The following is a 14506-nucleotide window of genomic DNA, read 5'->3' on the forward strand; positions in this document are numbered from 1 at the left end:
TTCAGGGTATGACGACCGGGACGACGGTGGGTGGTCCGGAGCGGGCACGGGCCGCGGTGACGCTGGTGGCGGTGCTGCTCGGGTTCCTCACCCTGCCGATGCTGATGTCGGGCACCACCGTCGCGCTGCCGCACATCGCGGCCGACCTGGACGCGTCCGGCGCGGCGCTGCAGTGGGTGGTCGTCGGCTACTTCCTCGCGGCCGCGTCGATGATGCTGGTGGCCGGATCGCTCGGGGACCTCGTCGGCCGCAGGAAGATCTTCTCGGCCGGGGCGGGGGTGTACACGGCCGGCGTGCTGGCCGGCGCGTTCGCCGGTGACATCCTGCTGCTGGACGTGGCACGCACGGTGTCCGGTGTCGGAGCGGCCGGCGTGATGGCCGGCGGCGGGGCGATCCTCGGCGCCACGTTCACCGGGCCCGCGCGTACCCGTGCCTTCGCCGCGATGGGCAGCACGGCGGGCATCGGTATCAGCATCGGCCCGAGCCTGTCCGGCCTGCTGGTCGACACGGTGGGCTGGCGCGCCACGTTCGGCGTGTTCGCCGTGGTCGGCGCGCTCATCCTGCTCGCCTCCACCCTGATCGTCGAGACCAGGGCGGAGCATCGCCCGCGGGTGGATGTGCCGGGGGCGCTCCTCCTGGTCGCCGCGCTGACCCTGGTGATGTTCGGTGTCAACCAGGCCTCCGAGGCCGGCTGGTCGAGCGCGCCCGTTGTGGGCACGGTCGTCGCGGGCGCGGTCCTGCTCGCCGTGTTCGTCCTGGTCGAACGCCGCCGCACGGACCCGGTACTGGACCTCACCCTGTTCGCCGACCGCAGGTTCAGCGCCTGGTGCCTCGCCTGCGTGTTCGTCGCCGCGGGGCCGGCCGGCGTGATGGTGTTCCTGCCGACCTACCTGCAGGGCGTGAACGACCTCGCCCCGCGGACGGTCGGGCTGATCATGCTCATGCAGACGGTGCCGGTGCTGATCGCGCCCCAGCTCAGCGAGCGGCTGCTGAACAGGTGGGGCGTGTCCCCGCGGGTGCTGATCGTGCTGAGCCTGATGCTGATCGCGGCCGGCAACGTCTGGCTGACCACACTGCATCCCGGCATCGGCGCGGCAGGCCTGCTCGGGCCGCTGGCCACGCTCGGGGTCGGGATGGGCCTGGCCGTCGGAACCACCGACGGCCAGGCGATGGACCACATCGACGCCGACCGGCTCGGGATGGCCGCCGGCGTGCTCAACACCGTCCGCACCACCGGCTCCACCCTGACCATCGCCGTGTTCGGCACGGGCGTGATCGGTCTGCTGCAGGCCCGCTCGGGGGACGGGGAGTCCGCCGCACGGATCGCCGCCGGCGACCTCGCCGGGCCCGACCGCGCGCTGCAGGCGGCGCACTACACCGAGGCCTGGCAGATCGCGTCGGGTGTGATCGGCGCGGCCTGCCTCGCCGCGGCGCTCACCGTCGGTGTCCTGCTCGGGCGTCGACGTCCCGAAGGCACACGCCGGACCCCGACCACCGCACTCCACGAGGAGAACCGATGACGACGACCCCCGACCTCGCGCTCCCCGGTGTCGCACTGATCGTCTGCGGTGAACACCCGGCGGGCCGGGACAGTGCGACATCCGGCATGGACGGCCTGCTCGCCCACAGCGTGCTGCCGAGCGTCGACGGCACGACCGAGTTGCACTACGCGCAATGGGGTCGCGACACCGTCGAGCCCGCGTACCCGGACCTGCCGTACCGCATGTACCGCCGCCATGCCGGTGGTCACGCCGTCGGCCCGCCCGGCGTCGTCCTGGCCAAGTCCGTCCGGACCGACGGTGTCGAGCAGGCCCGCCGGCTCGCCGCCGCCCAGCTCGAGGTGATCATGACCGAGCGACCACGCGGGCTGCTCTCCTCGAACTTCCACATCGCCACCGACGGCTCGACGCTGCTGCAGTACGCGGAATGGCTCACCGAGGCCGCACTCGCCGCTTTCCTCGACAGCCGCACCGGGGCACCGTCCCCCGCGGTTCGCGACATGATGCGAGGAAAGCAGGTCCGCGTGCGTACGTTCGGTCCCGGCCGGACCCTGGTTCCGCCGCCCGCATCCGACCCGAGGTGAGCAGAGCACCCATGCCGGCATCCGCCCCGCAGCACTACCTGTTCGCACTCACCGACGGCGGCGGCACCGTCCCGCCCGAGATCGGTGTGGTCCGGCGGCTCGTGGACCGGGGCCATCGCGTCCGCGTGCTCGCCGAGACGTCGATGGAGCAGTCGGTCCGGGCCGTCGGGGCCGAGTTCGTGCCCTGGCAGCCGGGGCCCGCAGCCCACGGCGCCCCTCCCGGGGCCGCGGCCTACCGCGACGGGGAGACGCGTGATCCGTGGACCCTGGCACGCGGGATGGCCGACCACATGATCGCCGGCCCGGCTCTCGGGCAGGCCCGCCGCCTGCGTTCCGTGGCCGCCGTGCAGCGCCCCGATCTCGTCGTCACCTCGTTCGTCGCCTTCGGCGCCATGGCGGCCGCCGACGCCGCGGAGCTGTCCTTCGACGTGCTGATTCCGAACATCTACCCGATCCCGGCCGCGGGTCTGCCCCCGATGGGCACGGGGTGGAAGCCCGCACGTACGGGGCTCGGACGGTTACGGGATCGTGTGGTCGGCAGAGCGAGTACCGCGATGCTCGGCCGGTTCGCCCTTCCCCGCCTGAACGAGGTGCGGGCGGAGCTCGGGACCCCACCACTGCGTGTGCTCTGGGACCAGGTGCATCGGGCCCGTCGCCAGTTCCTGCTCACCAGCCGGAGCTTCGACTTCCCGGGAGAGCTGCCGTCCTCCGTGCGGTACGCGGGGCCGGTGCTCGACGACCCGGTGTGGGCGCGCGCCGACGAGTGGCGGGAGCCGGGCGGTCGTGGGCCGTTGGTCCTCGTGGCCCTGTCCTCGACCGACCAGGGGCAGCGGCGCTGCGTGCAGAACGTCGTCGATGCCCTGGCCCGCCTGGACGTGCGCGGGCTCGTCACCACCGGCCCGGCCCTCGATCCGCGGGAACTGCGCGGAGGTGACCGCGTCGAGATCGTCCGCTCGGCACCGCACCGCGAGGTGATCGACCGTGCTGATCTCGTCATCACCCACGGTGGGCACGGCACCGTGCTGAAGGCGCTCGTGGCGGGCCGTCCGCTGGTGGTGCTCCCGCACGGCCGCGATCAGCCCGGCAACGCCGTGCGTGTGTCCGCCCGGGGCGCGGGCCTGGTGGTGCGGCGTACGGCGTCGGCGTCGACGATCGCCACCGCGGTGACCACGGTCCTCTCCACCCGCTGCTACGCCGAAGCCGCCCGGCGGCTCGGCCGGAGCATCCGCGCGGAGATCGACCGGAGTCCCCTCGTCGACGAGCTCGAGTCCCTGTGAGGGGACGGCCCGGCGCCGTGGTCACCGTGCCGTGATCTCGAGCGGCAGGCCGTCGCGGGGGGTCGGGACGGTCGTGTAGTCGATGCGCGGCCGGTAGCCGGGCCTCGTGCGCCACTGCCACGAGCGGAGCATCGCGTGCAGGATCGACTTGGTCTCCAGCATCGCGAACCGCATCCCGAGGCAGGTGTGGGCGCCGCCGCCGAACGGGCGCCAGGCGTACGGGTGCGGCAAGGGCCGGGTGAAGCGGTCGGGATCGAATCGCTCGGGTTGCTCCCACAGGTCGGGCAGGTGGTGGGTGACGTGAATGCCGACCGAGCAGATCGTCCCGGCCGGGACGGTGTGGCCCTGCAGCTCGGTGTCGGACGTCGTGGCACGCACCAGCACGGGTACCGGTGCCTGCAGGCGCATCGACTCCCGCACGATCCGGTCCAGCACGGGCAGCCGGTCGACGTCCACCGGTGCGGCCGAGCCCGCCTGCTCGTCCGCCTCGGCGCGGGCGGCCTCCTGCCAGTGGGGGTGACGGGCCAGCTGGTAGGCGGTGGCCACGGTCGCGGCGGTGGTCGTGTCGTGGGCGGCCATCAGCAGGAAGATCATGTGGTTGACGACGTCGCGGGGTGAGAACCGGTGGCCGTCGTCGGTGACGGCCCGGCACAGCGTGGCGAACAGGTCCGTCCGGTCGAGGCGCCGGGCGTCGGGCAGGCGGGCGGACAGGAACGACTCGAGCCGGGCGCGTCCGCGCAGCCCGCGGGCATAGCGGGAGCCGGGGATCGGGGCGCGCAGGATCGTGCCGCTGCCGCGGAGGGTGTCGATGAACGCTGTCCGGACGGTGTCGGTCTCCGGTCCGAGGCGAGCCCCGAGGAACGCGCGGGCGGCGACGTCGAGGGTCAGCTGTTTGATCTTCGGTAGCAGCGTGACCGTCCCCGCGGGCCATCCCGCGACCGCCGAGCCGATCAGCCGGCGGGAGTGCCCGTGGTAGTCGGCGATCGAGGCCGGGGTGAAGGCCTGGGTCATGATCCGGCGGTGGTGGCGGTGCTCGTCCCCGTCGAGGAGCATGAGCCCTCGGGTGAAGAACGGTTCGAGGAACGGTCCCCAGCCGGGTCCGTTGGCGAATGCGCCGTCCCGGTCGGTCAGTACCTCACCGATCGCGTCGGCGCCCACGACGTTGACGACGGTCGTGCCCCATGCGCGCGACCACGACACCGGGCCGTGGCGGTCGAGCCGGTCGAGTCCCCACGCGACCGGGTCCCTGCGGATCCGCAGGGTGTGTCCGATCAGCGGAGGTCCGCTGTCGCCGGGAACGTGCGCCGCGATCACATGTCGCACTCTAGAAAGGTACAACGACCGTTGCAATAGCGCTGCCCGGTCGACGGCCGGGTGCCGGGTGGGACTCAGCCGGGGGACTCCTCGTTGACCCCGGTGCCGGAGTCGCCCTCGACCGGGGTGGTGCCGTCGTCGTCCTCGTCACTGTCCGCGGAGTCGTCCGTGCCGGTGCGACGGCCCGCGATGCGCTCCTCGAGCTCGTCGACCGCGGACTCCGGGTCGAGCGGTGCGTCCTGGCCCGGATCGGGTCCGTTCCTGCCGTCCTGCTCTGTCACATCGAACGGGTACCCCACCGGCCGGGACCGCACACCGGCCCGGCCGTCGTCACGCGTCGGCCATCGGTGGCGCCAGCCGGACCCGGGCGAGCCGCTCGACCAGCTCGGGAAGAGCCCCGGTCGGGCTGCCGCGCAGGTCGTCGCAGGCCTGCGCGACGACGGCGGCCACGGTGTCCGGGCAGGCGCCGGGACCGAGCTCGTCGAGCAACCGGGCGACCGCGTCGCCCGTGCGGGCGAGGTCGGGCTTCACCGGCGGCTCCCGGGCCGGTCCGGCCGGGCCACAGGTGCGAGGGACCGGTACCGGCAGACTACGGGCGACTCCGGCCGGTGACGGCGCATCCGTGACTCCTCCATGGCGACCTCCAGTGATCTTGCTCAGCCGGGAGGAGGTACCCGTTTCCGCGCCGGCCAAACATCGCGTACCGGTGTGGGGGTCGCCGGGCGCGGCGGGCCGAGCAGCCCGTGGTGCAACGCCCGCAGTACCGCGCGGGTCCGGTCCCGGGTGCCGAGCTTTCCCAGCACGCTCGACACGTGGTTCTTCACGGTGCCCTCGGCCAGGAAGAGCACCTGCGCGATCTCCCGGTTCGCGTAGCCACCGGCGAGCAGCCGCAGCACTTCCAGCTCGCGCTCGGAGAGCTCCTGGACCGGGGCGTCGTCGCCGGGTGGGGCCGGCACGTCGCGCACCGCGCGCAGCAGCCGATCGGTGATCGCCGGGCTGATCAGCGTCCCGCCGTCGGCGAGCGTGCGCACCGCCCCGACGAGCTGGTCCAGCGTGACGTCCTTGAGCAGGTAGCCGCGGGCGCCGGCGCGCAGGGCCCGCAGCACGAGCTCGTCGTCGTCGAACGTGGTCAGGACGAGTACCGGGACGTCGATACCGCGGGCGCGCAGTTCCTCCAGTGCCCACAGGCCGTCGTGGCGGGGCATGCGCAGGTCCAGCAGGACGACGTCCGGACGGTGCGCCACGACGGCGTCGACGGCCTCGGCGCCGTCGCTCGCCTCGGCGACCACCTCGACGTCGCCCGCCAGCTCGAGCAGCCCGCGGATCCCGTGCCGGACCAGGGTCTGGTCGTCGACCAGGCACACCCGCAGCGTCACGGCAGCACCGCCGTCACGGCGAAGCCGCGCGGTCCGGCCGGTCCGAAGTCGACGGTCCCGCCGAGCGCCGCGGCGCGCTCGACGAGGCCACGCAGGCCGTTGCCGGCCACCAGGTCCGGCCCGGCGCCGCGGCCGTCGTCGTGGGCGTGCAGCCGCAGCTCCCCGTCCGGACCCGGGCCGATCTCGATCCAGACGTTCTCCGCGTCGGCGTGCCGGATCGCGTTGGTGAGGATCTCCTGCACGCAGCGGACCACGGCGACGGTGCGCTCCTCGTCCGGTGCGACGCCGTCGGCGACCCGCACGTGCACGGCCGGGCTCGGCAGCTGCTCGGTGATCCGGTGCAGCGTGGTCGCCAGGTCCGGGGCGCGCCGGCGCAGCTCGCCGACGGTGGACCGGACGTCGGCGAGCAGGTCGCGGGCGATGCCGCGGGCCCGCTCGACGTGCTCGCCGTTGTCGGTCCGGTGCGTGGCGATCTCGAGCTCCAGCGCGAGCGCGGTGAGCTGGTGGCCGACGACGTCGTGCAGCTCGCGGGAGATCCGCAGGCGTTCCTGTGCACGGCTGGTCTCGGCGAGGACGGCACCGGCCGCGGCGAGCTCGGCGTGCGCCGCGGCGAGCCGTATCCGGGAGGCCTCCTCGCGGTGCAGCGCGATGATCATCAGCACCGACGCGCTCTGCAGCAGCAGGTAGATCGCCCCCGCGGTGAGGGCGCTCGGGGTCGCACTGCCGGCGAGCAGGCTCGCCGCCGCGACGACGACCACGTTGAACACGACGATCGCCGCCGTCACCCGGACCGGTACGTGGTAGACCGACAGCGCGGCCGTGAACACCAGCAGGATCGGCAGCCAGCCGAAGTTCGGGGCCAGAAGTACCAACGTCGCGGTCGCGACGATGAGCGTCGCGAGCAGCCGGCGGGTCGCGGTCGGGCCGACCCACTCGTCCAACCAGGTCCCGAGGACCAGCGCGGTCAGGAAGACGCCGTAGACCGCCCACCACAGCCACTGCGGGCCGATGGTGCGGGCGCCGTCGTCGGCGAGGTGTTCCAGCGCGACCGGCACGGCGAGGATCACGCAGAGCGCGGTCATGATCGCCCCGGCGACGACGTTCGGGTCGATCCTGCGCATATCGGACAGGTTAGAGGGCAGTGGCGCCGGTTCCGAGTGCCGGAAGTCATGGCCGGTGATCACGACCTCCGGCACTCGTGGGATGCCCGTCCCGGGTCGCATCGTGGACACCATGAACGCGATCGAGGTGCACGACCTGCACAAGCGCTACGGCGACCGGGTGGCGGTGGACGGTGTCGGCTTCACCGCCGCCGAGGGCTCGGTGACCGGCGTGCTCGGCCCCAACGGCGCGGGCAAGACGACGACCGTCGAGTGCGTCGCCGGGCTGCGGCGCCCGGACCGCGGCACCGTCCGGGTGCTCGGGCTGGACCCGCGCCGCGACCGCCGTGCGCTGCGGGCGGTGCTGGGTGTGCAGCTGCAGGAGGCCGCGTTGCACGACATGCTCACCGTCGCCGAGCTCGTCCGGCTGTACCGGGCGATGTACCGCGAGGGCACCGACCCGGAGCGGCTGATCGTCGCGGTCGGGCTCGAGCGGCAGGCGGGCACCCGGTTCGACCGGCTCTCCGGTGGGCAGCAGCAGCGGCTGTCGGTGGCGCTCGCCCTGGTCGGTGCGCCGCGGGTGGTGATCCTCGACGAGCTCACCACCGGGCTGGACCCGCGATCGCGCGAGGACGTGCTCGGCCTGGTCCGCGACCTGGTCACCGACGGTGTCACGGTGCTGCTGGTCAGCCACCGGATGGACGAGATCGAACGGCTCTGCGACCGGGTGCTGCTGCTCGACGACGGACACCTGGTCGCCGACGCGAGCCCGGCCGGGCTGATCGCCGCCGCCGGGCTCACCGAGCGGGTGCGGTTCCGGACGGCGGGCGGGTTCGACCGGCCGGCGTTGCTCGCGCTGTCCGGTGTGGACGGGGTGACCCGGGTGGGGGAGGAGGTCGTCGTCGCGGGACGGGGGGACCTGGTCGGCGCGGTCGGGGCGGAGCTGGTGCGCCAGGGGGTCGTCGCGACCGGGCTGCGCGAGGAGCGGCCCACCCTCGACGACGCGTTCCTGGAGCTGACCGGCCGCCGGCTCGGCACCGGTCTGGACGAGCAGGTCGCGGCATGAGCGCCGGGACGGAGCGGCCGGTGGCGGTCGCCGGCGGACACTCCGGGCTGCCGCTCGCCGGCTGGCTGGCGCTGGTCGGGGCCGAGGCCCGGATGGTCGCCCGCGACACCTCCGGGCTGATCGTCCCGCTGGGGCTCCCGCTGCTGATCCTGGTCATGGTCGGGTTGACCACGGCAGGCGTCGGGCCCGAGGCGCTCGGCGGCCGCACCCCGCTGGAGGCGATCGGCATCCCGCTCGCCGCGGCCACCATCGTGGGCATGGTCGGCGTGGTGAACGTGCCGAGCTTCCTGGCCAACTACCGCCGCACCGGGGTGCTGCGCAGGCTCGGGGTGACTCCGGCCGGGCCGGCACCGGTGCTCGTCGCCCAGGGGGTCGTCGGGTTCGCGCAGGTCGTGGCCGGGGTGGCGCTGGCCCTGGTCGTCGCGGTGGTGGCGTTCGGGGCGGGGCTGCCGTGGTCGCCGTGGACCGCGCTGGGTGGTCTGCTGCTCGCCACCGTGGCGTTCTTCGCGCTCGGCGGACTGGTCGCCGCGCTGGCTCCCACGACGAACTCGGCGGTCGCGGCGGGCCTGGTGCTGTTCCTCGGCACGGGGGCCGTGGGCGGGATGTTCGGGGACGTGTCCGCGCTGCCCGGCCCGCTCGCCGAGATCGGCCGGGTGCTGCCGTTCGGGGCCACCGTGCACGTGCTGGGCGCGGCGTGGCGCGGGGTTCCGCCGGAGCTCGCACCGGTGCTCGGGCTCGTGGTGACGGCGGTCGTCTCCGGGCTCGGGGCGGCGCGTTGGTTCCGCTGGGAGTAACTGCCCGGGTCTTGGTCTCCCGGACCGAACGGGGCGGGCGTCTTCGTTCCCGGGACCGAAGGATCACTGCTCCGAACGCCCTAGCGTCGGCAACCGGATTCCGTCAGAGCCGACGCGAGAGGGAGATCGCCGTGAAGACCTACGCCCTGTCACAACCGGTGGACGGGAGCGACACCTGGCACGACGGCAAGCGCTACGCCTGGCTGCTGGGCCTGGTCGTCCCGATCCTGCCGTTCCTCGCCATCGGGCTGCACCTGCTCACCGGCCTGTCGGCGGTGCTGTGGCTCGGCCCGGTCGTCATCCTCGTGATCGTTCCGTTGATCGACCTGGTCGCCGGCCTCGATTCCACGAACCCGCCGGACGAGGTGACCGACGCCCTGGAGGAGGACCGCTACTACCGCTGGGTCACCTACGCCTACCTCCCGCTGCAGTACGCGGGCCTGTTCGCCGGTATCGGCTACATCGCCCTGGCCGGGGCGCCGCTGATCGGCGACATCGGCCTCGCCGTCACCCTCGGCACCGTCGCCGGTATCGCGATCAACACCGCGCACGAGCTCGGCCACAAGCGCGAGGACGTCGAGCGGTGGGCCGCCAAGGTCGCGCTGGCACCGAGCTTCTACGGCCACTTCTACGTCGAGCACAACCGCGGCCACCACGTCCGTGTCTCCACCCCGGAGGACCCGGCGTCGGCCCGGATGGGCGAGAGCTTCTACCGCTTCTGGCCGCGCACCGTGTTCGGCGCGCTGGTGAGCGCGTGGCGGCTGGAGCGCAAGCGCTACGCCCGCCGCGACCGGCACCCGTACCGGATCGGCAACGACGTCCTCAACGCCTGGCTGATGTCGGGGGTGCTGTGGGGTGCGCTGATCGCGTCGTTCGGCTGGGGTGTGCTGCCGTACCTGCTGCTCCAGGCCGTCGTCGGGGCCACGCTGCTGGAGCTGGTGAACTACATGGAGCACTACGGGATGCTGCGGCAGAAGATCGGGCCGCCGGACCGCCGTCGCTACGAGCGGGTCACCCCGGCGCACTCGTGGAACTCCAACAACATCGCCACCAACGTGCTGCTCTACCACCTGCAGCGGCACAGCGACCACCACGCGAACCCGACCCGGCGCTTCCAGACGCTGCGCGACTTCCCGGAGGCCCCGGTGCTGCCCACCGGCTACGCCGGGATGATGGTGGCAGCGCTGGTCCCTCCGGTGTTCCGGGCGCTGATGGACCCGCGGGTGGTCGCGCACTACGACGGTGACCTGCGGCGGGCCAACCTGCATCCGGCAGCGCGGGAGAAGCTGCTCGCCGCGTACCCGCCGCCCGCCTCCGATGTGGACCCGGACGAGCGGTCCGCCACGGAGAGCACGCCCCGGACCGAGAGCAGCGACAGCGGAACGAGCCTCTGCACCGAGGGCAGCGACAGCGGAACGAGCCTCTGCACCGAGAGCAGCGACAGCGGAACGAGCCTCTGCACCGAGAGCAGCGACAGCGCAACGAGCCTCTGCACCGAGAGCAGCGACAGCGCAACGAGCCTCTGCACCAAGGGCAGCGACAGCGGAACGAGCCTCTGCACTGCCGCCCGCTGCCCCGGCTGCGGCTACACCTACGAGGTAGCCGCAGGCAACGAGGCCGAGGGCTTCCCGGCCGGCACCGCCTGGTCGGACATCCCCGACGACTGGACCTGCCCCGACTGCGGCGTCCGCGACAAGGTCGACTTCGTCGCCCTCGACGGCGACACCGAATGTCACGCAGGTGCGGCGGGGCGAGCATCTGCGTGACATTCGGCGAGGCGACAGGACCGATCAGCGTGGGCGGGCGTCTATGACGCTGCGGGGGCCTGTGGTGGGGATGATTGCCTCGACCCGGAAGCCGGTGTCGTTCAGCAGGCCGGTGTACTCGGCGGCGGTGCGCTCGCGCCCGCCGGTGCCGACCAGCATGTGCAGGTCGTAGAGCGCCGGGCCGGGTTCGCCGGGGGTGTCGTCGGGCAGCACCTGTTCGAGCACCAGTACCCGGGCCTGCGGCGGGGCCGCGGTACGCACCCGGTCCAGCAGCACCAGGCACTCGTCGTCGGTCCAGTCGTGCAGGACGAACGACAGCAGGTAGACGTCCGCGCCACCGGGCACGGCCTCGAAGAAGTCGCCCAGCATCACGTCGCACCGGTTCCCGACGCCGGCCGCGACGAGCTCGTCGTGCGCCCGCTGCGCGACGTGCGGCAGGTCGAGCAGGATCCCCCGGCAGGCGGGCCGGGCGGCGAGCACGTGCCGCAGCAGCGCCCCGGTCCCGCCGCCGACGTCGACGACCGTGCTGCCGTCCGGGACGTCGTAGGCGGCGACGAAGGCGGCGCCGGCCTCGTCGACCAGTCCACGCTGGGTGACGTCGTAGAGCGCACCCAGCTCCGGGCGCCGGGCGAGATGGTCGAAGATCGGGCGCCCGGTGACCCGCCTGCAGGCCTGCTCGCCGGTCTGGACCGACTCGGTCAGGTCGTCCCACAGCGGTCGCCACAGCCGGGAGGTGAGCAGGGCGCGGGCGTGTGCCCCGCCGGGAGCGTCGCGCCGCAGCGCCGCACCCAGCTCGGTGCTCGCCCAGCCCGTGGGCCCGTGAGTGCACAGGCCGAGCGTGGCCAGGGCGCGCAGCAGCCGGTCCAGTGTCGGCGGATGGGCGCCGGTCTCGGCGGCGAGCTCATCGGTGCCGGCCGGCCCGCGGGCCAGCACGTCCATGACGCCCAGCTCGGCGGTCGCGCACAGTGCGTCGGTGATCCAGTGGGCCTGGACCATCCCGATCAGGCGGGTGGCGGCGGTGTCCATAGGGGCTCCTCACGGCGCGGGACCGGTCGGTGCGAGTGTCCCCGGTCACAGTCGTGCTCGCTCAGAAGCCGGGGTGGTCCCGGAGGTTGACCTGGTCGCAGGTCAGCGCGAACGCGTCGACCTCCTCCGGCGTCGGCGGGGCGGTCCGGGCGGCGAACTCGGCGAGCCCGCGGAAGTAGCGCTCGCGCGGGGCGCCGGGCACGAACAGGATGAGGAACCGGGCGTCGGAGCCGGGGCCGGTGCGGAAGGCGTGCACCCCGTGCGGCGGGACGTGCACGAGGTCGCCCGGCCCCGCCTCCGTCCACTGTGTGCCGGTCATGATCCGCAGCAGGCCGTCGATCACGTAGAAGCTCTCGGTGAACCCGGAGTGGTAGTGCGGCAGCGCACCGGGGGAGTCGACCGGGATCCACGACTCGAACAGCCCGAAGCCGCCGCCGACGGCGTCGCCGGGCGCGGCGAACCGGGTCCACGATCCGGCCGGGGAGGTGACGGCCCGCTCGGTGCCGGCGCTCGGGCGCCACACGGCGGACGGTTCGGGGAAGCTCACGCCACCGACGGTAGTGCCCCGGTGACCGGGCGTCGCGCCGCGACGGCCGGTCGGTCCCGCAGGGGCCGGTGCCGGACGGCGGGGGAGCGGCGGGGCCGCCGGGCGACGTCGGTATCGTCGACGGGCGTCGGAGTGCGTCCGCCGGGTACCGGCGAGTGGTCACGGCTCCCGGAGAGGAACGAGGTGAGGCCCGTGCGCGTCCTCTCCTCGCTGCTGCTCCTGCTGCTGGCGCTCCTGGTGTGTGCCGGACCCGCGGCGGCCGCCCCGGCCCACCATGTGCTGCCCTCCGGCGCGGTGGAGTGCCCGTACGAGCCTCCGGCCACGTTGCACTCCGGCGACTCGGAGCAGCTCCCGCGCCGCAGTGACGACGGCCCGTCGGCCCCGGCCGCCGCGCCGATCACGCCGGTGACCGTCGTCCCCGCCGGGCACGCCGACACCCCGCGCTCGCCGCCTCCGGAACGGACGTTGCTCGCGCCGTCGCCGGTCGAGCAGCTCTGCGTGGACCGGAACTGAGCGGGAGGACACGTCCCCGTCCCGTACCCGTGTTCCGGCACCGAGCCGGACCTGGCGTGGAGGAAACCTCCCGATGACCCGTAACGTCAAGATCTCCCTGTTCGTCGTCGGCGCGTTCGCGCTGGTGGTGGCAGGCCTGTTGTTCGCCACCCGGCCGGACGCACCGCAGACCGGCGCCGGCGGCACGGCGTCCGCCGGGGCCCTCGCCCCGCCCGACGCGCCGCGGCTCAACGAGGCCCCGAACGCGTCGGTCACCCTCGTCGAGTTCCTCGACTACCAGTGCCCCGGCTGTGCGGTGCTGCAGCCGGCCATGAGCCAGCTCGCGCAGCAGTACGGCGACCGCGTGGAGTTCGTCATCCGTGACTTCCCGCTGCCGTCGCACCGCAACGCCGAACCGGCCGCGGTCGCGGCCGAGGCGGCGCACCAGCAGGGCCGGTTCGTCCCGATGTACGAGCGGCTCTTCCAGACCCAGCAGACGTGGGCCGAGCAGCCGGACGCCGCCGGCATCTTCCGCGGTTACGCTGAGGAACTCGGCCTGGACATGGCCGCCTATGACGCGGCCGTCGCCGACCCGGCGACCCTGGAGAAGGTGCTGGCCGACCGGACGGCCGGCGAGCAGGCCGGGGTCCAGGGCACCCCGGCGATCTTCGTGAACGGCGAGAAGGTGGAGGTGGAATCGGTGCAGGACATCACCGACGCCCTCGACGCGGCGGTCGGGCAGTGACCGCGGCCGCGGCGACCGAGGAGTTCGACCGGATCTCCGACGACCGTGGGCCCGCGACCGTCCCGGGCCCACTGCCCCGGTTCCTGCCGTGGCTGCTGATGCTCGGTGGAGCGCTCGGCCTGCTGGCCGCGTTCACGCTGACGGTCGAGCGGATCGCCCTGCTGCTGGACCCGAACTACACGCCCTCGTGCAGCCTCAACCCGGTGCTGTCCTGCGGGTCGGTGATGACGACCGAGCAGGCCGCGTTCTTCGGGTTCCCCAACCCTTTGCTCGGCATCGGCGCGTACGCCGTGGTCGTCACGACCGGGGTCGCGCTGCTCGGCGGGATCCGCCTCCCGACGTGGTGGTGGACCGGGCTGACCGTGGGCGCCGGGGCCGGCGTGGTGTTCGTGCACTACCTGATCTTCCAGAGCCTGTACCGGATCGGGGCGTTGTGCCCGTACTGCATGGTCGTCTGGGCCGTGACGATCCCGATCTTCTGGTACACCGCGCTGGCGACGCTGGACCGCAGCGGAAAGGCCCGCGGACTCTACGACGGGCTGCGGCAGTACCACGCGGTGCCGATGGTCCTGTGGTTCATCGTGGTCATCGGGCTGTCGCTGCACCGGTTCTGGACCTACTGGTCGAGCCTGATCTGAGGCTCCGGGGCCGGCCGGGGCGCCGGTCGGCCCCGGCCGCTCAGTAGCCCTCGTCGTCCTGGGGTGCGTCGCGACGCTGGTCGGCGACATCGGCCGGGTCCGCCTCCAGCGCGACCGCCTGCGGGGCACCGTCGGCCGGCTCGGTCTCGGTGTCGCGCAGCTGGTCGAGGGCGTCGGCCGGGTCGGTCTCGGAGACCGGGCTGTCGGGGCGCATGATCGGTCCTTCCGTCGGGTCCGGGCCGGGCATACCCACCGGCCACGGCCGGTATGCACCACGGGTGG

General features: G+C 73.5%; 17 protein-coding genes. 9 read left to right on the plus strand and 8 right to left on the minus strand.

What is annotated here, in order from left to right:
- Positions 1–8 precede the first annotated feature (8 nt).
- Genes JOF36_RS13525 through JOF36_RS13535 form a run of 3 tightly spaced genes read left to right on the plus strand, consistent with a single transcriptional unit; the run spans position 9 to position 3360 of the window.
- Positions 9–1520 carry an MFS transporter gene (locus tag JOF36_RS13525; protein WP_210027126.1) on the plus strand — a complete coding sequence of 504 codons (1512 nt, stop codon included), beginning with the start codon at positions 9–11 and terminating at the stop codon, positions 1518–1520.
- Positions 1517–2083 carry a hypothetical protein gene (locus JOF36_RS13530; protein WP_210027127.1) on the plus strand — a complete coding sequence of 189 codons (567 nt, stop codon included), beginning with the start codon at positions 1517–1519 and terminating at the stop codon, positions 2081–2083. Before JOF36_RS13525 ends, JOF36_RS13530 begins: the two co-directional genes overlap by 4 nt.
- An 11-nt stretch (positions 2084–2094) precedes the next feature.
- Positions 2095–3360 carry a nucleotide disphospho-sugar-binding domain-containing protein gene (locus tag JOF36_RS13535; protein ID WP_210027128.1) on the plus strand — a complete coding sequence of 422 codons (1266 nt, stop codon included), beginning with the start codon at positions 2095–2097 and terminating at the stop codon, positions 3358–3360.
- Positions 3361–3381: 21 nt separating this feature from the next.
- Here the strand turns inward: JOF36_RS13535 and JOF36_RS13540 are convergent, their stop codons facing one another.
- The 5 genes from JOF36_RS13540 to JOF36_RS13560 all read right to left on the minus strand — a co-directional run bounded on the left by JOF36_RS13540 (position 3382) and on the right by JOF36_RS13560 (position 7171).
- A complete protein-coding gene (locus JOF36_RS13540) occupies positions 3382–4683 on the minus strand; it encodes a cytochrome P450 (RefSeq protein ID WP_210027129.1) in 1302 nt (433 codons plus the stop codon).
- 65 nt (positions 4684–4748) lie between these two features.
- Positions 4749–4955, minus strand: coding sequence for a hypothetical protein (locus JOF36_RS13545; protein ID WP_210027131.1), 207 nt, complete (start codon positions 4953–4955; stop codon positions 4749–4751).
- A 49-nt stretch (positions 4956–5004) separates the two neighbouring features.
- Positions 5005–5205, minus strand: coding sequence for a hypothetical protein (locus JOF36_RS13550; protein ID WP_210027133.1), 201 nt, complete (start codon positions 5203–5205; stop codon positions 5005–5007).
- Positions 5206–5330: 125 nt separating this feature from the next.
- Positions 5331–6050: a response regulator gene (locus JOF36_RS13555; protein ID WP_210027135.1), complete on the minus strand. Its 720-nt coding sequence runs from the start codon at positions 6048–6050 to the stop codon at positions 5331–5333.
- Positions 6047–7171, minus strand: a complete 1125-nt coding sequence (locus JOF36_RS13560) for a sensor histidine kinase (RefSeq protein ID WP_210027137.1) — start codon at positions 7169–7171, stop codon at positions 6047–6049. Before JOF36_RS13560 ends, JOF36_RS13555 begins: the two co-directional genes overlap by 4 nt.
- A 112-nt stretch (positions 7172–7283) precedes the next feature.
- Between JOF36_RS13560 and JOF36_RS13565 the strand changes: the two genes are divergently transcribed.
- From JOF36_RS13565 to JOF36_RS13575, 3 genes are all read left to right on the plus strand, one after another.
- Complete coding sequence (locus JOF36_RS13565) at positions 7284–8216, plus strand: ABC transporter ATP-binding protein (RefSeq protein WP_210027139.1); 933 nt, start codon at positions 7284–7286, stop codon at positions 8214–8216.
- Positions 8213–9010: an ABC transporter permease gene (locus tag JOF36_RS13570; RefSeq protein WP_210027141.1), complete on the plus strand. Its 798-nt coding sequence runs from the start codon at positions 8213–8215 to the stop codon at positions 9008–9010. The genes JOF36_RS13565 and JOF36_RS13570 overlap by 4 nt, the downstream gene beginning before the upstream one ends.
- Before the next feature lie 131 nt (positions 9011–9141).
- Positions 9142–10776: a fatty acid desaturase gene (locus JOF36_RS13575; protein ID WP_307862366.1), complete on the plus strand. Its 1635-nt coding sequence runs from the start codon at positions 9142–9144 to the stop codon at positions 10774–10776.
- A gap of 24 nt (positions 10777–10800) precedes the next feature.
- Here JOF36_RS13575 and JOF36_RS13585 read toward each other — a convergent pair whose 3' ends face one another.
- Positions 10801–11802: a methyltransferase gene (locus tag JOF36_RS13585; RefSeq protein WP_210027142.1), complete on the minus strand. Its 1002-nt coding sequence runs from the start codon at positions 11800–11802 to the stop codon at positions 10801–10803.
- Positions 11803–11863: 61 nt separating this feature from the next.
- Complete coding sequence (locus tag JOF36_RS38915; RefSeq protein ID WP_210027143.1) at positions 11864–12349, minus strand: cupin domain-containing protein; 486 nt, start codon at positions 12347–12349, stop codon at positions 11864–11866.
- 192 nt (positions 12350–12541) lie between these two features.
- On the opposite strand from JOF36_RS38915, the gene JOF36_RS13595 reads away from it, so the two are divergent.
- From JOF36_RS13595 to JOF36_RS13605, 3 genes are all read left to right on the plus strand, one after another.
- Positions 12542–12862: a hypothetical protein gene (locus tag JOF36_RS13595; protein ID WP_210027144.1), complete on the plus strand. Its 321-nt coding sequence runs from the start codon at positions 12542–12544 to the stop codon at positions 12860–12862.
- A gap of 73 nt (positions 12863–12935) precedes the next feature.
- Positions 12936–13586 carry a DsbA family protein gene (locus JOF36_RS13600; protein ID WP_210027145.1) on the plus strand — a complete coding sequence of 217 codons (651 nt, stop codon included), beginning with the start codon at positions 12936–12938 and terminating at the stop codon, positions 13584–13586.
- Positions 13583–14224, plus strand: coding sequence for a vitamin K epoxide reductase family protein (locus JOF36_RS13605; RefSeq protein WP_307862367.1), 642 nt, complete (start codon positions 13583–13585; stop codon positions 14222–14224). Before JOF36_RS13600 ends, JOF36_RS13605 begins: the two co-directional genes overlap by 4 nt.
- A 40-nt stretch (positions 14225–14264) precedes the next feature.
- Here JOF36_RS13605 and JOF36_RS13610 read toward each other — a convergent pair whose 3' ends face one another.
- Complete coding sequence (locus JOF36_RS13610) at positions 14265–14438, minus strand: hypothetical protein (RefSeq protein WP_210027146.1); 174 nt, start codon at positions 14436–14438, stop codon at positions 14265–14267.
- Between the last annotated feature and the right edge of the window lie 68 nt (positions 14439–14506).

This window comes from Pseudonocardia parietis (genome assembly GCF_017876315.1).
In the GTDB taxonomy this organism is placed as follows: Bacteria; Actinomycetota; Actinomycetes; order Mycobacteriales; family Pseudonocardiaceae; genus Pseudonocardia; species Pseudonocardia parietis.